The sequence below is a fragment of the Nonomuraea maheshkhaliensis genome, from assembly GCF_039529435.1.
Lineage (GTDB): Bacteria > Actinomycetota > Actinomycetes > Streptosporangiales > Streptosporangiaceae > Nonomuraea > Nonomuraea maheshkhaliensis.
Window position 1 is genome coordinate 44,134 of record NZ_BAAAMU010000019.1, and the last position, 21,778, is coordinate 65,911.

The following is a 21,778-nucleotide window of genomic DNA, read 5'->3' on the forward strand; positions in this document are numbered from 1 at the left end:
GAGGGCCCGTCTCCGTCAGGGGGCGGGCCCTCACCCTTTCCAGACCAGCCACTTGCGCTCGATCTCCGCCTCCAGGTCCACGCCGTGCCGGCGGGCCAGGAGGACCACGTGACACAGCACGTCGGCCAGCTCGGCGCGGAAGTCGGCGTCGCGTTCCGCCTCGGTGCGGCCCTTGGTCCTGGCCCGGCCGGTGAGCATGAGGAACGCCTGCGTCAGCTCACCCACCTCCTCCTGCAGCTTGAGCAGGAACCAGGCGTCGTCGCGCTCGACCCCGATGCTGCTCGCGTAGCGGGCCGAGATCGGCTCGATCTCGTCGGCGAGCTCACGCAGATCCATTTCGCCGAGTCTAGGCCCGATGCGGCGCCGGTCCGCCGGGCTCGGGGCAGGACGAACGGCGCTCAGCTTGATACAGCGGCAGGACGGCGACGAAGCGGGCGCCGGGCTCGTGGTCGGCGACGGTGAGGGTGCCCTTGTGCGCGGCGGCGATCTCCCTCGACAGGGGCAGGCCGAGGCCGCTGCCGCCCTTGTCCTTCGCCCTGGCCGCCTCCAGCCGGGTGAACCGCTCGAACACCCTCTCCCTGTCCTGCGGCGCGATGCCGTCGCCGTCGTCGGTCACCGTCAGCACCACCCGGTCCTCCCGTACCGTCACCTCGACGTCGATGCGGGTCGCGGCGTGCCGGGCGGCGTTGTCGAGCAGGTTGGTCAGGAGCCGGTCGAGCTGGAGCGACGAGCCGAAGACCGGGGCCTCCTCGCAGAGCTGCGGATGAACGGGGATCTTTCCGCCTTCGCGGCGGCGTACCTGGTCGGTGACCAGCGCGCACATGTCCACCACCTCACGATGGACGATCGCACCCGCGTCGAGCTTGGCCAGCATCAGCAGCTCGTCGATGATGCCGGTGAGACGGTCGGCGGCGGCCAGGGCGCGCGCACCGGCGACCGGCCAGTCGGTCTCGCCGGGATAGGCGCCGGCCACCTCCAGCTGGGCGCGCAGGGCCGAGACCGGGCTGCGCAGCTCGTGCGAGGCGTCGGCGACGAAGCGGCGCTGGGTCTCGGCCGAGCGTTCGAGGCGGTCGAGGGTGTGGTTGGTGGTGACGGCCAGCCCGGCGATCTCGTCGCCGGTCGCGGGTACGGGGACGCGCCTGCTCAGGTCACGCCCGGTGATCTCGGCCAGCTCGGCCCTGACGCGCTCGACCGGGCGCAGGGCGCCCCTGACCGCGGCCCAGGTGATGCCGCCGATCAGCGCCAGGATGAGCGGGATGCCGGCGAACACCATGAGATGGATCACCAGCAGGCCGCGCTCCACGTCGGCGAGGGAGGAGGCCCCGTACACGGTGACGGGGCCGTCGGGGGTGCGCACCCGCATGGCCTTGACCAGGTGGTTGGTCTCGGCGTCCTCCTCGTGCCTGGTCAGCTCGATCCTGGTGGTCTCGACCCGGTCGAACATGCGTGGCCGCAGCGCCGCCGTGACGCGCGCCGCCTCGGGGAACGAAGGGCTGCTCGCGACCACCCGGCCGCCGTCCGCGACCACCCGGAGCAGTGGTACGCGGGCCGGCGGCTCAAGCTGCGGGGGCAGGTTTCCGTCGCGGGCCTCGATGGCGACCCGGCGTACGGCCAGCTCGACCCGGCCGTGGACGACGCCGCGCAGGCTGTCGGGCACGATGCCGAGCGTGAGGAGGGCCGAACCGATGAGGACGACGCCCGCCACCAGGACCGCCAACGTGGTCAGGCGTGCCCGGATCGAGCGGGGAAACAGCCGCACATCCCATCCCACCCTCCACACAGCATCACTGTGTGTGACCTTTACCCGTCGCGAGGCTTCGCAACATGGGGTTTCGCCGGAGGCTGAGCGCGCGGCGGATACTCTCCGTACATTCCGCTCCGGGCGATTCCGCTGACGGCGTGCACGGGTTCCGCCCTCGGGCCGCGGCGGGCAGGGTGAGGGTCATGAAGGTCCTGGTGCTGGGCGGTACGGAGTTCGTGGGGCGGGCGGTCGTCGAGGAGGCCGTGGCCATGGGGTGGGAGGTCACGGTCTTCAACCGGGGCAGCCACGCTCCGCCCGCGGGGGTGACGGCGCTGCACGGCGACCGGTCGGCTCCCGGCGGGCTGGCCGCGCTGGAGCGCGGTGAGTGGGACGTCGTGGTCGACACCTGGTCGTGGGCGCCCGTCGCGGTCAGAGACACGGCCGCGCTGCTGGCCGAGCGGGCCGGCCGTTACGTCTACGTCTCCAGCCGGTCGGTCTACGCCGATCCCGTGCCGTTCGGGGCCGGCGAGAGCGCGCCCGTGGTGGCCGCCTCGGCCGGCGACGGTGACGGCGACTACGCGCGCAACAAGGCGGGGGCCGAGCTGGGGGCCGTGGCCGCGTTCGGCGATCGGGCGCTGCTGGCCAGGGCGGGGCTGATCCTCGGGCCGTACGAGAACGTCGGGCGACTGCCGTGGTGGCTGAGCCGGATGGCCAGGGGCGGGCCTGTGCTCGCACCCGGCCCGGCGGAGGCGGGGCTGCAGTACATCGACGCTCGTGACCTGGCCGGCTGGTGCCTGCGGGCGGCCGCACGGGGCGTCGGCGGGGCGTTCAACGTGGTGAGCCCGCCGGGGTTCACCACGATGCGGGAGCTGCTGGAGATCTGTGCGCGGGTGACCGGGGCGGGGGCCGAGCTGCGCTGGGTCGAGGGCGAGCGGTTACTGGCGGCCGGGGTGCGGCAGTGGACCGAGCTGCCGCTCTGGCTGACGGGCGAGGGCTACGACTTCATGTACGGAGGCGACGTCGGCAAGGCGGTGGCGGCCGGGCTGGAGGTCAGGCCGGTCGAGGAGACCGTCGCCGACACGTGGGCCTGGTTGCGGAGCATCGGCGGGAAGGCTCCCATGCGACCCGACCGCCCGGCCGTGGGCCTCGACCCGGCGGTGGAGGCCAAGCTGCTCGGAGGATGGGCTTCAGGTGGGTGAGCGGGAGGTGCGGAAGAGGTCGTAGAGGGCGGCGGACAGGGCGATGGCGACCGAGATCGTCACCACGACCAGCCCGTGCCTGAACGCCGTCGCCCACCCCTGACCAAGCGAGCCGAAGAACGTCGTGCCCGCCGCCGCGATCCCGAAGGCCGACCCCAGGCGCTGCCCGGTCTGCAGCACCCCCGCCGCGCTCCCGCCACCCTCGGGCGGCACCTCCGACAGCGAGATGGCCTGGTTGGGCGAGATGACCAAGCCGCTGCCCATGCCCGCGAACAGCAGGGGCAGCGCGGTCGCCAGCCCCGTCGCCTGTCCCGGCACCAGCGCGGTGGCCGCCATCGTGGCGAGCAGCCCGGCGATCACCATCGACAGCCCGATGACCACCAGCCGCCGCCCCAGCCGCCCCACCAGGTGGCCCCCGACCACGGCCGCCGAGGCCGAGCCGAGCGCGAACGGGGTGATCGCCAGCCCGGCCAGCAGCGGGCTGTAGCCATGCCCGCTCTGCAGGTACAGCGTGAAGATGAAGAAGATGCCGGTGAAACCGGCGAAATAGAACAGCGCGATCGTCGAGCCCAAGGTGTAGGAGCGCTTGCGGAAGAGCGCCAGGGTGATCAGCGGCTCACGGCGGTAGTGCCGTTCCCAGATCACGAAGCCGGCCAGCACCACCAGCGCGGCCGGCACCAGCAGCCACTTGGCGTCGCCCTCCCACTGGTGCCGCTGGATGAACGGCAGCAGCAGCCCCGCCACGCCGATCCCGAGCAGCAGCACGCCCACCGGGTCCATGCTCTCCGACCGCCAGTGCACCAGTTGCTGCCTCGGGAGCAGCCTCCAGGCCAGCGGCAGCAGCACGAGCCCGATCGGCAGGTTCACCAGGAACACCCACCGCCAGCCGTGATCGGCGCCGAAGGCGGTCACCAGCGCGCCCCCGATCAGCGGCCCGGCGGCGGTGGCCACGCCGATGGTGGCGCCGAGCGCGCCGAAGGCCCGGCCCCGCTCGTACCCCTGGAACATCTGCTGGATCATGCCGGAGACCTGCGGGTTCATCATCCCGGCCGCCATGCCCTGGATCAGCCGCGCCGCGATCAGCACGTTCATGCTGCCGGCCAGGCCGCAGGCGGCACTGGAGAGGGTGAAGAGCGTCACGCCCCACATGAAGATCGTCCGGCGGCTCCTGGCGTCGCCGAGCCGCCCGGCCGGGACCAGCAGGAGGCCGAACGTGAGCGCGTACCCGGAGACCGTCCACTGCAGGCCGTCGTCCGTGGCGTGCAGCCCGTCGCGGATCGACGGCAGCGCGACGTTGACGATGCTCACGTCGAGCCCCGTCATGAACGCGGCCACGAGGCAGACGGCCAGTGCGCGCCGTCGCGTATCCGGCGCCACGATCACCCCCTCAGGCAACCCCCTCAAGGCACCCCCCAGGCGTCCCCTCAAGGGTGCCTCTTAGATGTCCGGCTCAGGCGACTCCCGCGGACACCCCGTCAGGTATCGGTCCCAGGCGGCCCCGCGGGGCAAGCCCCTTCAAGCGCCTCTCCGGCGGCTGTACCCCCTGCACCCCCTGCACCCCCTGCGCTCATAATTCCCGACAAATCCGGAAATATCTTTGAGCGATGATTTCTTTGCCCGCAGCCCCCGCACGCGGGTAACGTCCGATCATGGGAACGATGGCGGTCGAGCAGAACGGCATCAACGCGGTCCCCGAGGGCGAGCGGCGCGGCCGGCCGAGGGACCTGTTCTGGCCCTGGGCGGGCTCCAACCTGTCACTCTTCGGCGTGGCCTTCGGCGTCTACATCGTCGGCCTGCAACTCGGCGTGGTGCCCGCGATCGTCACGGGCGCGATCGGGTACGCGCTGTCGTTCCTGCTGGTCGGCCTGGTGGCCATCGGCGGCGCCCGCTCGGGCGTGCCGACCATGACGCTGGGACGCGCGCCGTTCGGCTACCAGGGCAACAAGCTGCCCACGATGTTCTCGTACATCTCCAACGTCGGCTGGGAGATCGTGCTGGTCACGCTCGCGGCGCAGAGCGGCGCGGAGATCCTGCGGCGGCTCGCGCCCGGCATCCCGGCCACCACGACCACCGCCGTGTGCTTCGTGGTCGCCGCCCTGGTCGTGATCGTCGTCGGCGTGTACGGCCACGCGATGATCATGGTGGTCCAGCGCTACCTGACGTACGTGTTCGTCGTGCTCACGGTCGTCTACATGGCCCTCATGGCGCCCAGGCTGGGCGGCTCGCTGGAGACCACGGCCGGGCCCGGCGGCTGGGTGGGCGGGGTCATCTTCGCCATGACCCTGCTCGGTCTGGGCTGGGTCAACTGCGGCGCCGACTACTCGCGCTACCTGCCGGCGAGCTCCAGGCCGCGCTCGGTGGCCCTGTGGACGATGCTCGGGGGCGCGCTGCCGCCGATGGTGCTGCTGGTGTTCGGCGTGCTGCTGGCCGGGGGCGATCCGAAGCTGGCCGAGGCGGCGGGCGCCAACCCGGTGGCGGCGCTGGCCGAGGCGTTGCCCACCTGGTTCCTGCTGCCATACCTGCTGACCGCCATCGGCGGGTTCCTGGCCGGGGCGATCATGGACATCTACTCGTCCGGGCTGTCGATGCTGGCGCTGGGCGTGCCCGTCAGGCGGCACTACGCGGTGCTGATCGACGGGGTGCTGATGGTGCTGGGCGGCTACTACCTGCTGTTCGTCTCCACCAGCTTCCTGGCCACGTTCCAGGCGTTCCTCGCCATCGCGGGCGTGGTGATGGCGGCCTGGGTGGCGATCTTCCTGGTGGACATGTGGCGGCTGCGGGCGGGCGGCGCGTCGTACGACGAACGGCTGCTGCGGCAGGGCGCGCCGGCGCTCAACGGCGCGGGGCTGGTGTCGCTGGTCGTGGCGTCGATCGTGGGGCTCGGGCTCATCGTGTCGGCCGATCCGTACATCGCCAGGGTGGTCGGCTTCCTGATGAGCGAGGAGTTGAAGGGCGGCACGTTCGGCAGCGCGAACATCGGCGTGGTGATCGCGCTGGTGCTGGCCGGGCTGCTCTACTTCGCGATCACCGCCGTCGGCGGCCGTCGCCGAGGGGACGCGCACGCCTGAACGTCCGTTACCCTTGGTAGTTGATGATGGACGTTCCGTTGCGACTGCTGCGGTGGGCGGTGCATGCCACCGCCGGTGGGCTGCTGGCGATGGCCGTGATCACCATGCTGCGCGAGGAGCGCGCGGCGGTGGCGGCCGCGGGCGCGCTGCTCGGCCTCGTGTACGCCGCCGCGCCCGCGTTCCGGCGCCGGGAGGGCTCCGGGTACGTACGGCTCGCGCACGTGTGGCTGGGGCTGGTGACCGCCGGGTGGGCGGTGCTGGCCGTGGCGGCGGCGCCGTTCGTGTGGCTGGCGTTCCCGCTGCTCTTCGCCTACCTGCGGGTGCTGCCGCTGTGGGCGGCCATGTTCGGCGTGACGGTGCTGACCTCCTCGGCGATCATCGCGGCGGCCTGGCACGCGGGCGAGCTGACCATGCCGCTCCTGGTCGGTCCGGGCGTGGCGGCGGTCGTGGTGACGCTGCTCGCGCTCGCCTGCGAGGCCATGAGCACCGCCCACGAACGACCGTCCTGAGCCCGCTCCCATCAGGCTGTCACGATGGCGAAGTCGGGCAGCGGCCGGTCCAGTACGGCCACCAGCCGCTGCAACACCGTCGCGTCCCCCTCGCGTTCGATGCCCTCCACCCCCTTGCCCGACAGCAGCCCGACGAGCTGGGCCTTGGTCAGCCGCAACGTCAGCTCCGCACTCTCTCCCGGCGGGTCGAACTGCTGGATCAGCACGCCGTTGGACAGCGTCGTACGATGGCGCTCCCCCAGGTCGATCAGGTGCCAGTCGATGTTCAGCCGCTCGTGCCAGGCTTTGGGACCGTCCACCCGAATGGCGATCGAGTCGAAGATCTGCTCCACGGTCAGCGCGTTGAAGAAGTCGGCCGAGGCCGTCTCCATGAGGGTGGGCGCGATGCCGTCCGACAGCTCCAGGGCGCCCATGAGGTAGAAGTTGCGCCAGGTCGCGTTCTCGGCGCCGTGGCCGAGCCGGGTGTAGACCTCGGCCAGCAGGTCCCTGGCCTCCTTGTTGCCCTCGTCGGCGAAGACGGCGTGGTTGAGGAGCTGGGCGGCGAAGCGCAGGTCGTTCTCGTCGATGTAACGCCTGGCGTAGGCGACCACGGCCGCGCCGCCGCCCATGCACTCGACGTACCGGATCGCGCTCTCCCTCGGCGGGTGCTCCCACAGGTGCGCGGGGTTGCCGTCGAACCAGCCCAGGTAGCGCTGGTAGATGGCCTTGACGTTGTGGCTGACCGAGCCGGAGTAGCCGTGGGTGTGCCAGACCTGCTCCAGCTCGGGCGGCATCCGTACGGTCTCGGCGATCTCGGCCGCCGTCAGGCCCTTGTTGAGCAGGCGCAGGGTCTGGTCGTGCAGGTAGGCGTACATGTCCCGCTGCTGGGACAGGAAACGTTCGATGCGCTCGGCGCCCCAGGTGGGCCAGTGGTGGGAGGCGAAGGCCACGTCGGCCAGGCCGGCGAACATGGACAGGGCCTCGCCCAGGTAACGCGCCCAGGCGCGGGCGTCGCGAGTGGCGGCGCCGCGCAGGGGCAGCACGTTGTGCTGGTTGTGGGTGGCGTTCTCGGCCAGGCAGAGGGCGCGGCGGGCGGGGAGGAGGAAGTTCATCTCGGCCGGGGCCTCGGCGCCCGGCGTGAGCTGGAAGATCATCCTGACGCCGTCGATCGTCTCCTCCTGGCCCGTACGCGCGATCTCGACGGTGGGCGGGATGAGCGACATGGTGCCGGTCGAGGCGGTCAGGCCCTGGCCCGCGCCGATCTGGCCCTCCGGGGAGCGGGGCAGGGCGGGGCCGTACATGTACGCGGCGCGGCGGGTCATGGCCGGGCCGGCGTAGACGTTCTCGGTCACCGCGTGCCGCATGAAGCCGGCCGGGGCCAGGATCGGCACCCCGCCAGTGGTGACGCCGCGTACGCCGCCGTAGTGGTCGGCGTGGGCGTGGGTGTAGACGACGCCGGTCACGGGGCGGCCGCCGCGGTGGGCGCGGTAGAGCTTGAGCGCGGCGGCGGCGCACTCGGTGGAGATGAGCGGGTCGATGACGATGACGCCGTTTTCGCCCTCGGCCAGCGTCATGTTGGACAGGTCCAGGCCGCGTACCTGGTAGATGCCCTCGGTCACCTCGTACAGGCCCTGTTTCGCGCAGAGCTTGCCGTGCCGCCAGAGGCTGGGGTGGGCCGTGGCGGGGCAGTCCTCCTGGAGGAAGTCGTAGGAGTCGTTGTCCCACACGACCCGGCCGTCCACCGTTTTGATCACCGCGGGGCTGAGCTTGGCGAGGAAGCCGCGGTCGGCGTCCTCGAAGTCGCCTCTGTCGTGGAAGGGAAGGTCTGCCATGCCCTGCCGCATGCCCTGAATTCAGCCGACATAGCTCAACAAAACCCCTAATCATGGACAATAAGGACAGCGCCGGTCGAGGGGGAGCCGGCTCCGGCCGTGTGATTGGCTTGTCGTCCATGGAAGCGTGCGTGTTCGATCTCGATGGCGTGCTGGTCGACTCCGAGCCGGTGTGGGAGGAGGTACGGCGGGGCTTCGTCGCCGGCCACGGCGGCGCCTGGCAGCCCGACACGCAGTCCAGGCTGATGGGGATGAGCACCCCCGAGTGGGCCGCGTACCTGCACGAACTGGGCGTGGACCTGCCGCCCGGCGAGATCGCCCGCGGGGTGGTCGACCAGATGGCCGCGCGTTACCGGGACGAGGTGCCGCTGATGCCCGGCGCCGTCGAGGCGGTGCGACGCCTGGCGGAGCGGACCACGCTGGGGCTGGCCAGCTCGTCACCGCGGCGGCTGATCGACGTGGTGCTCGACGCGGCCGGGCTGACGGGGTGCTTCGCCGCCACCGTCTCCACCGAGGAGGTGCCGCGCGGCAAGCCCGCACCCGACGGCTACCTGGAGGCGGCCCGCCGGATCGGGGCCGATCCCGGCGGCTGCGTGGCGGTCGAGGATTCGAGCAACGGGCTGCGCTCGGCGCACGCCGCCGGGATGCGCGTGATCGCCGTACCGCACCCCCGCTACCCGCCCGCGCCCGACGCGCTCGCCCTGGCCTGGCGTGTGCTGCCCGACCTCGACGCGCTCACCCCGGAGGCGCTGTCGTAGCCGCCCGTACGCGTGCCGCCGCGCTGTCGTGACACGCCCGTAGGCGGCCGCCTCGGAGAACGTCGATCCTGTGACTACGATTACGGAATCGTGCGAGACATCACCGTTTTTTCCGGCAGTGCACATCCCGAACTGGCCGAGGAGATCTGCGCCCACCTGGGCACCCCTCTGCATCCCGTCCAGCTCAACCGATTCGCCAACGACGTCATCGAAGTGCAGCTCCAGGCCAACTGCCGCGAACGCGACGTGTTCCTCATCCAGCCGCTCGTGCCGCCCGTCCAGGAGCACCTGGTCGAGCTGCTGCTCATGCTCGACGCCGCCCGTGGCGCCTCCGCGGCCAGGACCACCGTGGTGATGCCGCATTACGCCTACGCCCGCAGCGACAAGAAGGACGCTCCGCGCATCTCGATCGGGGCGCGGCTGGTGGCCGATCTGATGGTGGCCGCGGGCGCCAACCGGGTGCTGGCCATGACGTTGCACTCACCGCAGGTGCACGGCTTCTTCAGCGTCCCCGTGGACCACCTGCACGCGCTGCGCGAGCTGGCCAGGCACTTCCGCCGCTACGACCTGTCCAACACGGTCGTGGTCTCCCCCGACCTCGGCAACGCCAAGGAGGCCGCCCACTTCGCCCGCCTGCTCGGCACCGGCGTCGCGATGGGCGCCAAGCAGCGCTTCAGCGACGACCGCGTGGTGATCAGCTCGGTGATCGGCGAGGTGACGGGCAGGGACGTGATCGTCCTCGACGACGAGATCGCCAAGGGCAGCACGGTCATCGAGCTGCTCAACCGCCTGCGCGAGCAGCGGGTCAGGTCCGTGCGCGTCGCGTGCACCCACGGCCTGTTCGCCGGCGAGGCGATCGAGCGGCTGAGCGAGCTGCCCGAGGTCGAGGAGATCGTCTGCACCAACACCGTGCCGCCGCCCAAGCCCAGTGACAAGCTCACCGTCCTGTCGATCGCGCCCGCCCTGGCCGAGGCCATGCGCCGGATCCACGACGGCGAGTCGGTGAGCGCCCTGTTCAGTACATCCTGAGCCGCTGCCCCGTCACCCTGCGCCCCTGATGCGAGGCCAGGAACGTGATCACCTCGGCCACGTCCTCGGGCTGGGCGATGTCACGCAGCACGCTGGAGGCGGCGACCGCGCGCTCCACCTCATCGTTGATCCAGCCGGTGTCGGTGACGGGCGGGTAGACCATGTTGGCCGTGATGCCGTACCGGCCGAGCTCGTGCGCGGCCGACATGGTGTAGTTCTCCTGGGCGGCCTTGGCCGCGCCGTAGGAGACCTCGGTCGGGAAGCCGTCGGGGCCGCCCGAGGTCAGCCCGATGACGCGGCCCCAGCTCGCGCCGCGCGCCAGGTGCCGACGGGTGAACTCGGCGATCAGCAGCGCGGGGGCCCGCGCGTCCACCGCGAACTGCCGGTCGTACGTCTCCGCGTCCACCACGCGCAGGGGGCGGCCGAAGTCGTCGCGCCCGGCCGGCGTGAACGTGTCGCCGAGCCAGCCGCTGGCGTTGTTGACCAGGATCTCCACCGGGCCGAACGCCTTCTCGGCCAGGTCGAACAGCACCTGCGGGGTCCGCGGGTCGGCCAGGTCGGCCTCGGCCGCCTCGGCCGAGCCGCCAGCCGCCCTGATGCGCCGCACCACCTCGTCGGCGCCGGCGGCCCGCTGCTGGTCGTAGGCGGCGGGATAGGCCGGCACGTTGGACGGGGCCAGCCGCTTGTAGGTGAGGAAGACCGCGACGCCCTGCGCGGCCAGCGCCACCGCGGTGGCGGCGCCGATGCCGTGATTGGCGCCGGTGATCAGCGCTACCTTCCCTCCGAGCCTGGAATCGATCATAGTTGCCATCATGCACGCAGCCACCGAACGACTGCTCAAAGATTTTCAGGAGGGTGTCGAATCGGCCGTCCCCCTGGTCGCGCTCTGGGCTCACGGCTCGCTCGCGGGCGGTGACTACCAGCCGGGGCGCAGCGACCTCGACCTGATCGCGATCACCGACACCCCCGCGACGATGGAGCACTGGCGCCGGATCAAGGCCGTGCACCGCCGGCTCCGCCTGCCGCTGGCCGAGCACCTGCACTGCTCGTACATGGCCAGGCAGGAGCTTGAGGACCTGTCGGCCGAGCACATCACGTGGGCGTTCGGGGAGATCTTCCGCCGTCCGGTCACCGCTGTCACGCGGCGCGAGCTGCACGAAGGGGCCAGGGTGCTGTACGGGCCGCCGCCCGACGGGCTGCTGCCGCCGGTGTCGGACGAGGAGCTGACCCGGTTCATCCGTACGGACCTGCGGGACTTCTGGCTGGTCAAGGCGCAGCAGCGGCGGCGCTGGCTGAAGGACATCTGGGTGGACTTAGGCATGCTGACGGTCGCCAGGGCCACGGTCACGCTGCGGGAGGGGCGGCTGATCAGCAAGCGGGAGGCGTTCGACGTGCTGGCCGAGCTGGGGGCGCCCGAGACGGTGGTGGCCGACATCCGCGCCCGCCGGTACGGCACGCAGCGGCCGGTGCTCAGCCGGTTCAGGAGGGCGCGGCTGGCGCGGGCGTTCGTCAGGTCCGCGATCAGGCGGGCCCTCGCCTGAGATCCGCTGCCTGAGATCTCCCGACTGACATCTCCCGCCTGAGATCCCCCGCCTGAGATCCCCGGGGTGAGAGCTGTCTCATCAGGCAGGATGGCAATGCGCGGCCGGTTTGTTAGGTGCATAGTGTCATCGCACATCACCACCTGAAACCCGGGAGAGGGCGGCAAATGGGGGAAAGCAGGCAGTCCTATCTGGTGGCCGCGGCGTCGGCGGTGTCGCTCCTGCGCGACCCGGCCGTGGCCGCGTCATGGGACAAGCCGAGCGCGCTCGTCGAGTTCAGCGTCGCCGGGCTGGCCGGGCATCTGGCTCACCAACTGGTCAGGGTCGCGGACGTGCTGCAGCCGAACGACCAGGTCCAGGAGCCGATCGCGCTCATCGAGCACTTCACCCGCTCGCCGTGGGTGCAGGCGGGGCTCGACCATGAGAGCAACCTGAGCATCCGGCGTGGCGGCGAGGCGTCGGCGGCGGCCGGGCCCGCGGTGCTGGTCGAGCGGGCGCAGGCGCTGCTGGAGATGCTCAGCGCGGCCCTGGCCGCCGAACCCGCCGACCGCGTCGTGCACCTGCCCTGGGCGGGGTGGTCGCTGCGGCTGGACGACCTGCTGCTGACCCGGCTGGTCGAGCTGGTCGTGCACTCCGACGACCTGGCGGCCAGCGTCGGCCTGGAGACCCCCGAGCTGCCCACGTCGGTGATCGATCCGGTGGTCGAGCTGCTGGCGCGCCTGGCCGTACACCGTCATGGGGCGACGGCGGTCATCCGCACGCTGAGCCGCGCCGAACGCGCCCCGGCCACCATCAGCGCCTTCTGACCCTTTTCAGTCCTTCTGCCCCTTTTTAGGGCTCAGCCCGCGACCAGGCGCAGGGCGGCGGTCACCTCGCGCCCGGACAGTGCGCTGTCCGGGTCGAGCAGCCACTGCGACAGGAAGCCCGTCAGCATGGCCTGGTAGAGCGTGCCGGTGAGGCGCTCGCGCTCGGGGTCGGTGCCCTGCGGCACCCCTTCGAACAGCTCCGCGAGCCCGAGCCGCGCCTCCTTGATGCCGCGTACGAGCTGCTCGCGCACCTCCGGCACGTGGTCGATCTGCCCGAGCAGCTCGAACTGCGTCACCCACAACGGCCGCAGCCGCGTGAACGACTCCACCACGCGATCCCATGCCGCCTCGAACCGCTCCAGCGGCGTGGCGTCCGCCTTGACGTCGGCGGACAGGGTCGCCGCCAGCTCGTCGCCCCACTCCTGCATCGCCTGGAACAGCGCCTCGTTCATCAGCGCCTCCTTCGACCTGAAGTGGTAGCCGATGGCCGCCAGACTCACGCCAGAGGCGGCGGCGATGTCGCGCGCCGTCGTGCGCGAGTAACCCTTCTCGATCAGGCACCGCTTCGCCCCGGCCAGCAGATCTTCCCTGTTTCCCATGCTCACAGTCTAACACGTTTGTACTAGACACTTGTCTCAGACAGATGTACCGTCGTGGCCATGACGAACATTCTCATCTCGGGCGCGGGCATCGCGGGCAGCGCGACGGCGTACTGGCTGCGGCGGCACGGACACATGGTCACGGTGGTCGAGCGCGCCTCCGCGATCCGTACAGGCGGCTACAAGGTGGACATCCGAGGCGCGGCGCTCACGGTCGTCGAGCGCATGGGCTTACTGGACGCGGTCCGCGACAGGAGCACCGACATGCGCGTCGCCACCACGTACGACGCCAAGGGCCGGGTCGTGTGCACGCTGGATGCCGACCTGTTCGGCGGGCGTACGGGCGAGGACCTGGAGATCATGCGCGGCGACCTCAACGAGCTCCTGTACGACCTGACCCGCGACGACGTCGAGTACGTCTTCGGCGACTCGATCACCGGCATCGCCGAGGACGGCACGGTGACGTTCGAGCAGGCGGGCCCGCGCCGGTTCGACCTGGTCGTCGGAGCCGACGGCATGCACTCCGCCACCAGGCGGATCGCGTTCGGCGACGAGCCGGGCTTCACCCGTGACCTCGGTCACTACATCTCGATCTGCACCGTGCCCAACTCCCTGGGCCTGGACCGCGAGGAGGCCGTGCACGCTACCGTCGGCCGGACCGCGAACGTCTACAGCACGCGGCGCGACCGCAGCGCCAAGGCGCTGTTCATGTGGTCGTCCGAGCCGCTGCGTTACGACCACAGGGACGTCGCCGGGCAGAAGGATCTGCTGGCGCGGGCCATGGACGGGGTCGGCTGGCGGGTGCCCGCGCTGCTGGAGGACGTGCGCGAGGCCGACGACTTCTACTTCGACTCGGTCAGTCAGATCCACATGGACCGCTGGTCGCGGGGGCGGGTCGTGCTGGTCGGCGACGCGGGCTACTGCGCCTCGCCGGCCTCGGGGCAGGGGACGAGCCTGGCGCTCGTGGGGGCGTACGTGCTGGCGGGCGAGCTGAGCGGGGACGGCGGGCTGGAGGGGTACGAGCGCGAGCTGCGGCCGTTCGTCGAGGCGAACCAGGCGCTGGGGCCCACGAACATCAAGGGCATGGTCAGCGGGTCGCGGGCGGCCCTGTGGTTCCAGCTGAGGATGATGCGCCTGCTGCCGCACCTGCCCGGCAGGGACCGGATGATCGAACGGATCACCGGCCCGATCGCGCGGGCGGCGAACGCCATCTCGCTCAAGCCCTATGCGGAATGAAGCGTTTCGTCCTGGTATGCGCGCAGCTTCGCCCAGTGGGCCGCCGAGAACCCCGACGCGTTCCGCGCGTGACCGGGGCACCGGCGGCTTCACTCGGTCGGCCGCCGACGACACCGTGCCTCTTCCGCCTGGGACCGGGACAGCTGTGGTTTCCTTCAGTGCGCTGACACGTCGCGCGTGTGATCGGTGACCTCCGGATACTTCTTGACCGGGGTCCGTTCGCCCCTCAGGTGCAGGTCGAGGAAGCCCGCCAGGTGCGCGCGGGTGATCTCCAGTGCTCGCGCGCCGTCGAGCTCCTGCGCCGGCAGCCCCAGAGCCGGCCTCAGCACGGCGTAGTCGACGAACGCCGAGTGGTCGGTGCCGTCAACCGTGATCCACCGCTTCCAGCCGGTCAGGTGGGCCCACGCCTGCCGCCACTTCTCGTCCTCCGGCGTGTGCCCGGTGGCCGTCCCGACCAGCATGAACGGGCGCTTGATCGGCTCGGCGAGCTCGAACGAGCCGTCCAGGTTGACGCCGGCCTTGATCCTGGGCTCGGCGAGCATGGTCTGGGCGGCGGCGTACCCGCCGATCGAATGACCCACCATGGCGATCCTCGACCGGTCGATCGCCCTGCCCCACCGGCCCTCGACCAGGCGATCCAGCACGAACCGTACGTCCTTCACCCGGCTCGCCGCCACCTTCCCGTTGTCCTGGCCCTTCACGCAGGCCAGGCAGGAGGTCGTGCGGCCGTCGGGGAACGTGGTGCCGACCGACTCGTACGTGTGCTCGATGGCCGCGACCAGGTAGCCCCTGCTGGCGAAGTCTTCGGCCAGCGAGGTCAGGGTGGCGCGGGGGAAGCTGAACCCCGGCGACATCACGACCAGCGGCCGCCGCCCGCCCAGCGGTGTAGCGCCGACCCTGGCGTGCGTCCTGACCTTGGCCAGGGCGTCCTTCTCCGCCACGGGATAGTCCTTCAGTACGGCCTGCGACTCGGCCGTGGTCATGTAGGGGGCCCGCTTGCCGGTGGCCTTCTCGGCCGGGTACCAGAGCGAGACCAGCAGCTCCCGCTCCTTCGCCTCGGGGTTCCACGGGTCGGGGCGGCTCTTGTCGACCAGGTGGAGGGCGGTCGTACCGACGGGCCGCTTGCCTGTCGGCGCGGGCAGAGCGAGGCGCGCTGCCTTGGCCGGGCCGGCGGTTCCGGCGAGCACGGCGGTCGCGGCCTGTGCCTGGGTGGTGATGCCGAGGACGCTCAGCCACAGCGTCGTCACGGTGGTCACGGTGAGAGTTCTACGCATGAGCTCAACACTGGCCGGGAGGGACGCCATCGCGGACGCCCCGAAGGTCGACCACCTCTTACTACTTTCGTCGTAATGCCACCTCCGGCCCTGCCCATACCCTGTGACCATGCGGTTCGTTCTGCTCGGCGCCGGAGTCTTCGCGGCCTCGCTCCTCACCCTGCACGGGCAGGTCGGGGTGCCGTCGAGCCTGCCGCTCCCGGTGCTCGTCGCGGTCGCGGCCGTCGCGGGCGTGACCGCCTGGCACGCCCGGCGCTCCTGGTGGCCGCTGGCCGTCGTGGGCGCCGTCACGTACGTCTGGCTCGTGATGTGGCCGCCGCTGATGGTGGCCTCCTTCCACGCCGGCCGCACGCTGAGCAGACGCGGCCTGCTCGCCTACGGCGGCGGCTGCGTGGCGGTGTGCGGCGTCTCCGCGCTGGCCGGCGGGTGGCTCGGCGGCCTGCGCGAGATGATGACCGCGACCCTGGGCAACGCCCTGCTCACGGCGCTGGCCGTGATGGGCCTGCCGCTGGTCGCCGGCCTGTGGGCGCGGGCCAGGCACGAGGTGCTGGAGGCCGCCAAGGAGCGGGCGGAACGGCTCGAACGCGAGCAGGTCATGCGGGCCGAGCAGGCCAGGACTCAGGAACGGGCCAGGATCGCCAGGGAGATGCACGACGTGGTGGCCCACCGGGTGTCGCTGATCGTGCTGCACGCCGGGGCCCTGGAGGTGCGCACGTCCGACGAGGAGACCGCGCGGGCCGCCGCCCTGATCGGCGGGATCGGCAGGGAGGCCCTGACCAACCTGCGCGACGTGCTCGGCGTGCTGCGCTCACCCCGGCAGGAGGCGCTCGACGCCGACGTACGCCCGCCGCCCACGCTCGGCGACCTCGACCGGCTGCTCGACCAGTCCCGCGCCCTGGGCATCACGGTGACCAGGCACGACGAGGGCGAGCCGCGACCGGTGGAGGCGACCGTGGAGCGGACGGCGTACCGCGTGATCCAGGAAGCCCTCACCAACGTGCACAAACACGCCGGAAACGCCGGCACCGACATCCTCATCCGCTACGGCACGGGGCAGTTGGAGGTCGAGGTCCGCAACCAGGCGCCGCACGCGCCCCGTGATGACGTGCCCGGCGCGGGCTGGGGCCTGGTGGGGCTGCGCGAACGGGTCGAACTGCTCGGCGGCACCCTGCGCACCAGCGCGGACGACGGCGGCGGCTTCCTGGTGAGCGCCAGGCTCCCGGCCAGGGAAACGAGCTCACGGTGAGAGGGTGCGGGTGATCAGGGTTCTGCTCGTGGATGACGAGGAGCTGGTGCGGTCCGGGTTGCGGCTGATTCTGGAGGCGTCGGGTGACATCGCGATCGCCGGTGAGGCACGTGACGGGGCCGAGGCCGTCTCGGCGGTGCGGCGGCTGCGGCCCGAGGTGGTGCTGATGGACGTACGCATGCCGGTCATGGACGGCCTGACCGCCGCACGGCATCTTCTCGCGGAATCCCAGCCACCCAAGCTGATCATGCTGACCACGTTCGACCTGGACGAATACGTGCATGAGGCGCTGCGGCTGGGTGCGGTCGGCTTCCTGCTCAAGGACACGCCGCCCAGAGAGCTGGCCTCCGCCGTCCGGGCGGTGGCCGGGGGTCAGGCCATGCTCTCCCCGTCGGTGACCAAGCGGCTGATCTCCTCCTACGCCGACCGCGCCCCCTCCCGGGCGCAGGCTGCCCGCAAGCAGCTAGCCGGGCTCACCGGGCGTGAGGAGGACGTGATCAGGGCCCTGGCCCGCGGCCTGTCCAACGCCGAGATCGGCCGCGAGCTGCGCCTGACGGAGGCCACGGTGAAGGCCCACGTCAGCCGCGTGCTGGCCAAGCTGGGCCTGGCCAACCGGGTCCAGGCCGCCATCCTGGTCCACGACGCCGACCTGGCCTGAACAACGGCATCATCCGCCCACCGGCACGGGGCCGGGCAGACGGGTCATCGGCCCGCCGGCGCCGGGCACGGGCAGGGGTTCAGGTCAGCCACCGGTGCCGGAGACGGACACGGGTGCCGTCCGGTCGCCGGCCCCGAGCCGGGCAAGGGCGTCGTCCCCCCACCGGCCCGGGCGCCGCGGCGCTGGAACGGCCGGCTCAGGTGGCGTTGGCGTAGTAGCAGGCTGCTTGGGCGTCGGGGATGCTGGGGAGGATGGGCAGGGGTTCGGTGCGGCAGCGGGCGTCCACCCCGGCCTCGGCCGCCTTGCCGGAGGCGAGGACCTGGCAGCGGGCGTGGAAGCGGCAGCCGCCGGGGATCCTGGACGGGTCCGGCGGCCCGCCGGTCAGCACGACCCGCTCGGGCGACTCGGGCAGCACCGACATCAGGGCCTGCGTGTACGGGTGCCGTGGCGCGGTCAGCACCTGCTCCACCGGCCCCGACTCGACGATCCTGCCCAGGTACATCACGGCCACGCGGTCGGCGATGTTCCAGGCCAGGCCCAGGTCATGGGTGACGACCAGTGCCGAGAGGCCCAGGTCGGCGCGGAGTTTGAGCAGCAGGGCCAGGATCTCGCCCCGTACGGAGGCGTCCAGCGAGGCCACGGGCTCGTCGGCGATGAGCACCTTCGGGTTCAGGGCCAGCGCTCCGGCGATCACCACGCGCTGGCGCTGCCCGCCGGACAGCTCGTGCGGGTAACGCAGGAAGAAGCGGTCGGGCGGTCGCAGCCCCGCCCTGGACAGGGCGGTGGTCACGACGTCCTGCTCGTCCGGCAGGCCGTGGATGCGCGCGCCCTCGGCGACGGCCTCGTACACCGTGTGCCGGGGGTTGAGCGAGCCGGTCGGGTCCTGGAGGACGAGCTGCACCTGCCTGCGGTACGCCTTGAGCGCCTTGGAGCCGTAGTCCAGGACGTCGCCGTCGTAGCGGACCTCGCCGGAGGTGGGGCGTTCGAGGCCGAGCAGCGTGCGGGCGAGCGTGGTCTTGCCGCAGCCGGACTCGCCGACGAGGGCGACGATCTCGCCCGCGCCGATGGCGAGGTTCACACCGTCCACGGCACGGGCCCGCCGGCCTCGGGAGGAGAACTCGACATGCAGGTCGCGGGCCTCCAGCAGGGTCGGCCGCGTGGTCGCGACCGCCTCGTCGGCGGTCTGCGTCTCGGTCATGAGACCTCCTTCTTCGCCCTGAGGTCGTCTCGTTCGTCCTTCGCGTCGTTCGAAGGAGGCGGCGTGCCCTGAGTGCTGTCTCCTCCTGTGTCCGGGGTGCTGTCCGGCCCGATGTCCAGGGGGCCGTCCTCACCGGCTGGAGGCACGTTGGGGGTGTTCTCCTCCTCGACGGCCGAGGTGCCGGCCTCTTCGGGCGTTCCTGCGTCCGGCGGACCCGCCGGTCGGACATGTACGCAGGCCGCGGCCCGCCCCGGACCCGCCGGCCACAGCTGGACGTCCAGGGTCGAGCATTCGTCCAGGGCCATGGGGCAGCGCGGATGGAACGAGCACCCCCCGGGCAACTGCATCGGGTCGGGCGGGTCACCCCCGAGCCCCTTGGGCGCCATCCGCGACACCGGGTCGCCCACGGTCGGGAACGCCGCCGCCAGGGCCCGGCTGTAGGGGTGTGCGGCCTGGTGGAAGACCTCGGCCGACGGGCCGTGTTCGACGACGCGGCCGGCGTACATGACCGCGAGCCGGTCGCAGACGTCGGCCAGCACCGACAGGTCGTGCGAGATCATGATCAGGGAGATGCCGTGCTCGGCGATCAGTTCCTTGATCAGGCTGAGCACCTGGGCCTGCACCATCACGTCGAGCGCGGTGGTCGGCTCGTCGGCGATGATCAGGCGCGGCGAGCAGGCCAGGGCCATCGCGATCATGACGCGCTGCCGCTGCCCGCCGGACAGTTCGTGCGGGTAGCTGCGCGCCCGCCAGGCGGGCAGGCCGACCTGGTCGAGCAGTTCGGCCACGCGCTTGCGGGCGGCGTCGGGCTTGGCCAGGCCGTGGACGAGCAGCGGTTCGGCGATCTGGTCGCCGATCCTGCGCACCGGGTTGAGGCCGTGCTGGGCGCCCTGGAAGACGATGGACGCCTCGGCCCACCGTACGGCGCGCATGCGGCCCCACTTCATGGCCAGCACGTCCTCGCCGTCGAGCAGGATCCGGCCGCCGACGCGCGCGTCCCGGGGCAGGAGCCGGAGCAGCGCCATGGCCAGCGTCGATTTGCCGGATCCCGACTCGCCGGCGACTCCGAGTGCCGCTCCGGAGTCGAGGGTCAGCGACACTCCGCGTACGGCGGGCACCTCGCCCGAGGCGATGCGGTAGGTCACTGACAGGTCGTCGAGTTCGAGCAGGCTCGCAGTCGTGTCGCTTCGCTCGGTCACGCGGCCCTCCTGAGCCTGGGGTTCAGCACCGCCTCCAGCGCCCGCCCGACCAGGGTGAACGCCATGACGACGGCGAGGATGGCCAGGCCGGGGATGAGGATGTACCACCACGCGCCCTGCGTGGCCGCACCGAAGTCGTACGAGGCCCGCAGCATGGTGCCCCAGGACGTGCGGTTGGAGCTGGCGCCGAGGAAGGCGAGGGTGGACTCGGTCACGATGGCACTGGCCACCTCCAGCGTGGTGCTGGCCAGCAGCAGCGGCGCCACGTTCGGCAGGACGTGGCGGGTGGTGATGTGCCAGTGGCCGCCGCCGAGCGCCTTGGAGCGCTCGATGTACGGCCTGGCCTCCACGGCGAGCGTCTGCGCCCTGATCAGGCGGGCGGTGGACGGCCAGGTGGTGATGCCGATGGCCATGATGATCGTCCAGGTGCTGCCGCCCAGGATGGCCGCCAGCACGAGGGCGGTGACCAGCGAAGGGAGCACGAGGAACCAGTCGGTCACCCGCATCAGGGCGGCGCCCGCCCAGCCGCGGAAGTGTCCGGCGGCCACGCCGAGCACCAGGCCGATCACGATGCTGAGCAGCGCGGCCAGGAAGCCGATGAGCAGGGACGTGCGCGAGCCCCACCACACCATGAGCAGGATGGAGCGGCCCGACTCGTCGGTGCCGAACGGCTCACTGAGGCTCGGGGGCGCGAACTTCGGGCCGACGCTCTTGACCACGCTGGTCACCTCTTCGCCGATGAACAGCGGGGCGATCAGCGCGAGCAGCACGGCGGCGACGAGGATGACGAGGCCGGCCACTCCGGCGCGGTTGCGGCGGTATTCGGCCCAGAACCGGCTGAGCGCCAGTTTCCTGCGGGCCGCGGCGACACTGGTCACGCCGACCTCACCCTCGGGTCGAGAATGTGGTACGCCACGTCGGCCAGCGTGTTCATCACGATGACGGCCACCGTGATCAGCATGAACGTCCCTTGCATGAGCGTGAAGTCGGGCACACTGACCGCCTCGTAGAACAGCTGCCCGAGACCGGGCCAGGTGTAGATCGTCTCGACGGTGACCGCGCCGCCGACCACGAAGCCGATGCGCATGAACACGAGCGTCACCGTGGGCAGCAGGGCGTTCGGCACGGCGTGCCGCCGGCGTACGTCGTCGTCGCGCAGTCCCTTGGCGCGGGCCACGGTGACGTAGTCCTGGCTGATCTCCTCGACCAGCGAGGAGCGCATGACGAGCAGGTACTGCGCGTAGACCACGGCGACCAGCGTCAGGCACGGCAGCACCATGTGGGAGGCCACGTCGAGCACGTACGCGAACCCGTCGGGCGCGTCCACGCTCTCGATGCCGCGGAAGGGCAAGATGCCCGGGATGGGCCCGACGCCGACGCCGAAGACCATCATGAGCAGCAGGCCGAGCCAGAACGTGGGTACCGACCAGAGCAGCAGCGACGTGGCGCTGGAGAAGCGGTCGAAGCGGCTGCCGTGGCGCCAGCCGGCGCGGATGCCCTGCCAGATGCCGAGGCTGACGGCGATCACCAGGCCGGTGCCGGCCAGCAGCAGCGTCGGGCCGAGCCGCTCGCCGATCAGGTCGAGGACGGGCCGCTTGTACTCGTACGACGTGCCGAGGTCGAGCCTGAGCGTGTCGCCGACGAAGTCGAAGAACTGCTGGATCAGCGGCTGGTCGAGGCCGAGCCGGTGGCGTTCGAGGTCGAGCTGGGCCGGGGTCATGTTGCGGCCCTGGGCCAGGTTGCGCACGGGGTCGCCGGGCAGCAGCCGGAACACGAAGAACGTGCCGACGATCACCATGGCGATGCTGAACAGCGCCCCGCCGGCCTTGGTCAGCGCGTACCGCAGGGTGCCGCGCCAGGCGGGGCGCTCATCGCCGGCGCTCGCCGCCGGCTGGGCGGCGGCGGG

Annotated in this window: 20 protein-coding genes and 1 pseudogene; 10 read left to right on the top strand and 11 right to left on the bottom strand. The window is 71.5% G+C overall.

Going from position 1 to position 21,778, the window contains the following annotated elements:
- Nucleotides 1-30 precede the first annotated feature (30 nt).
- Both ABFX54_RS15400 and ABFX54_RS15405 read right to left on the bottom strand, forming a co-directional pair.
- A complete protein-coding gene (locus tag ABFX54_RS15400) occupies nucleotides 31-336 on the bottom strand; it encodes a MazG nucleotide pyrophosphohydrolase domain-containing protein (protein ID WP_346105341.1) in 306 nt (101 codons plus the stop codon).
- Nucleotides 337-346: 10 nt separating this feature from the next.
- A complete protein-coding gene (locus tag ABFX54_RS15405; protein ID WP_346105343.1) occupies nucleotides 347-1,759 on the bottom strand; it encodes a sensor histidine kinase in 1,413 nt (470 codons plus the stop codon).
- A gap of 185 nt (nucleotides 1,760-1,944) precedes the next feature.
- Between ABFX54_RS15405 and ABFX54_RS15410 the strand changes: the two genes are divergently transcribed.
- The gene (locus ABFX54_RS15410; protein WP_346105345.1) at nucleotides 1,945-2,940 is read left to right on the top strand and encodes an NAD-dependent epimerase/dehydratase family protein; all 996 of its coding nucleotides are present in this window, start codon (nucleotides 1,945-1,947) and stop codon (nucleotides 2,938-2,940) included.
- Here ABFX54_RS15410 and ABFX54_RS15415 read toward each other — a convergent pair.
- Nucleotides 2,929-4,317, bottom strand: a complete 1,389-nt coding sequence (locus ABFX54_RS15415) for an MFS transporter (RefSeq protein ID WP_346105346.1) — start codon at nucleotides 4,315-4,317, stop codon at nucleotides 2,929-2,931. The genes ABFX54_RS15410 and ABFX54_RS15415 overlap by 12 nt on opposite strands.
- Nucleotides 4,318-4,589: 272 nt before the next feature.
- Between ABFX54_RS15415 and ABFX54_RS15420 the strand changes: the two genes are divergently transcribed.
- A complete protein-coding gene (locus tag ABFX54_RS15420) occupies nucleotides 4,590-6,008 on the top strand; it encodes a purine-cytosine permease family protein (RefSeq protein WP_346105348.1) in 1,419 nt (472 codons plus the stop codon).
- A gap of 20 nt (nucleotides 6,009-6,028) precedes the next feature.
- Nucleotides 6,029-6,517, top strand: coding sequence for a hypothetical protein (locus ABFX54_RS15425; RefSeq protein WP_346105350.1), 489 nt, complete (start codon nucleotides 6,029-6,031; stop codon nucleotides 6,515-6,517).
- Between the two features lie 11 nt (nucleotides 6,518-6,528).
- On the opposite strand, the gene ABFX54_RS15430 is transcribed toward ABFX54_RS15425, so the two are convergent.
- The gene (locus tag ABFX54_RS15430; protein ID WP_346105351.1) at nucleotides 6,529-8,328 is read right to left on the bottom strand and encodes an alkyl/aryl-sulfatase; all 1,800 of its coding nucleotides are present in this window, start codon (nucleotides 8,326-8,328) and stop codon (nucleotides 6,529-6,531) included.
- Between the two features lie 131 nt (nucleotides 8,329-8,459).
- Between ABFX54_RS15430 and ABFX54_RS15435 the strand changes: the two genes are divergently transcribed.
- Both ABFX54_RS15435 and ABFX54_RS15440 read left to right on the top strand, forming a co-directional pair.
- A complete protein-coding gene (locus tag ABFX54_RS15435; protein WP_346105352.1) occupies nucleotides 8,460-9,086 on the top strand; it encodes an HAD family hydrolase in 627 nt (208 codons plus the stop codon).
- Nucleotides 9,087-9,176: 90 nt separating this feature from the next.
- Nucleotides 9,177-10,115 carry a ribose-phosphate diphosphokinase gene (locus tag ABFX54_RS15440; RefSeq protein ID WP_346105354.1) on the top strand — a complete coding sequence of 313 codons (939 nt, stop codon included), beginning with the start codon at nucleotides 9,177-9,179 and terminating at the stop codon, nucleotides 10,113-10,115.
- On the opposite strand, the gene ABFX54_RS15445 is transcribed toward ABFX54_RS15440, so the two are convergent.
- Nucleotides 10,102-10,917 carry an SDR family NAD(P)-dependent oxidoreductase gene (locus ABFX54_RS15445; protein ID WP_346105356.1) on the bottom strand — a complete coding sequence of 272 codons (816 nt, stop codon included), beginning with the start codon at nucleotides 10,915-10,917 and terminating at the stop codon, nucleotides 10,102-10,104. The two genes, ABFX54_RS15440 and ABFX54_RS15445, sit on opposite strands and share 14 nt — an antisense overlap.
- Nucleotides 10,918-10,927: 10 nt before the next feature.
- Between ABFX54_RS15445 and ABFX54_RS15450 the strand changes: the two genes are divergently transcribed.
- Together ABFX54_RS15450 and ABFX54_RS15455 are read left to right on the top strand one after the other, a co-directional pair.
- A complete protein-coding gene (locus tag ABFX54_RS15450; RefSeq protein ID WP_346105358.1) occupies nucleotides 10,928-11,656 on the top strand; it encodes a nucleotidyltransferase domain-containing protein in 729 nt (242 codons plus the stop codon).
- Between the two features lie 167 nt (nucleotides 11,657-11,823).
- The gene (locus ABFX54_RS15455; RefSeq protein ID WP_346105359.1) at nucleotides 11,824-12,462 is read left to right on the top strand and encodes a maleylpyruvate isomerase N-terminal domain-containing protein; all 639 of its coding nucleotides are present in this window, start codon (nucleotides 11,824-11,826) and stop codon (nucleotides 12,460-12,462) included.
- A 32-nt stretch (nucleotides 12,463-12,494) separates the two neighbouring features.
- Here ABFX54_RS15455 and ABFX54_RS15460 read toward each other — a convergent pair whose 3' ends face one another.
- Nucleotides 12,495-13,061, bottom strand: coding sequence for a TetR/AcrR family transcriptional regulator (locus ABFX54_RS15460; protein ID WP_346105360.1), 567 nt, complete (start codon nucleotides 13,059-13,061; stop codon nucleotides 12,495-12,497).
- Between the two features lie 60 nt (nucleotides 13,062-13,121).
- Between ABFX54_RS15460 and ABFX54_RS15465 the strand changes: the two genes are divergently transcribed.
- Nucleotides 13,122-14,297, top strand: a complete 1,176-nt coding sequence (locus tag ABFX54_RS15465) for an FAD-dependent monooxygenase (RefSeq protein WP_346105362.1) — start codon at nucleotides 13,122-13,124, stop codon at nucleotides 14,295-14,297.
- A 155-nt stretch (nucleotides 14,298-14,452) separates the two neighbouring features.
- Here the strand turns inward: ABFX54_RS15465 and ABFX54_RS15470 are convergent, their stop codons facing one another.
- Entirely contained in the window at nucleotides 14,453-15,571 is a 1,119-nt protein-coding gene (locus ABFX54_RS15470) for an alpha/beta hydrolase family protein (RefSeq protein ID WP_346105364.1), read from the bottom strand.
- 109 nt (nucleotides 15,572-15,680) lie between these two features.
- Between ABFX54_RS15470 and ABFX54_RS15475 the strand changes: the two genes are divergently transcribed.
- Nucleotides 15,681-16,817 carry a sensor histidine kinase gene (locus ABFX54_RS15475; protein ID WP_346105365.1) on the top strand — a complete coding sequence of 379 codons (1,137 nt, stop codon included), beginning with the start codon at nucleotides 15,681-15,683 and terminating at the stop codon, nucleotides 16,815-16,817.
- A 10-nt stretch (nucleotides 16,818-16,827) separates the two neighbouring features.
- Nucleotides 16,828-17,475 (top strand): response regulator, encoded by a 648-nt coding sequence (locus tag ABFX54_RS15480; protein ID WP_346105367.1) that lies wholly within the window; start codon nucleotides 16,828-16,830, stop codon nucleotides 17,473-17,475.
- A gap of 196 nt (nucleotides 17,476-17,671) precedes the next feature.
- Here ABFX54_RS15480 and ABFX54_RS15485 read toward each other — a convergent pair whose 3' ends face one another.
- From ABFX54_RS15485 to ABFX54_RS15500, 4 genes and pseudogenes are all read right to left on the bottom strand, one after another.
- Nucleotides 17,672-18,673: an ABC transporter ATP-binding protein gene (locus ABFX54_RS15485; RefSeq protein WP_346105368.1), complete on the bottom strand. Its 1,002-nt coding sequence runs from the start codon at nucleotides 18,671-18,673 to the stop codon at nucleotides 17,672-17,674.
- Between the two features lie 209 nt (nucleotides 18,674-18,882).
- Nucleotides 18,883-19,872, bottom strand: a pseudogene (locus ABFX54_RS15490) (ABC transporter ATP-binding protein); the annotation flags it as partial.
- Nucleotides 19,869-20,750 carry an ABC transporter permease gene (locus ABFX54_RS15495; protein ID WP_346105372.1) on the bottom strand — a complete coding sequence of 294 codons (882 nt, stop codon included), beginning with the start codon at nucleotides 20,748-20,750 and terminating at the stop codon, nucleotides 19,869-19,871. The gene ABFX54_RS15495 and the pseudogene ABFX54_RS15490, both read right to left, overlap by 4 nt.
- Nucleotides 20,747-21,778, bottom strand: a 1,032-nt coding sequence (locus ABFX54_RS15500) for an ABC transporter permease (protein WP_346105373.1), incomplete at its 5' end; no start/stop codon positions are given. The genes ABFX54_RS15495 and ABFX54_RS15500, both read right to left, overlap by 4 nt.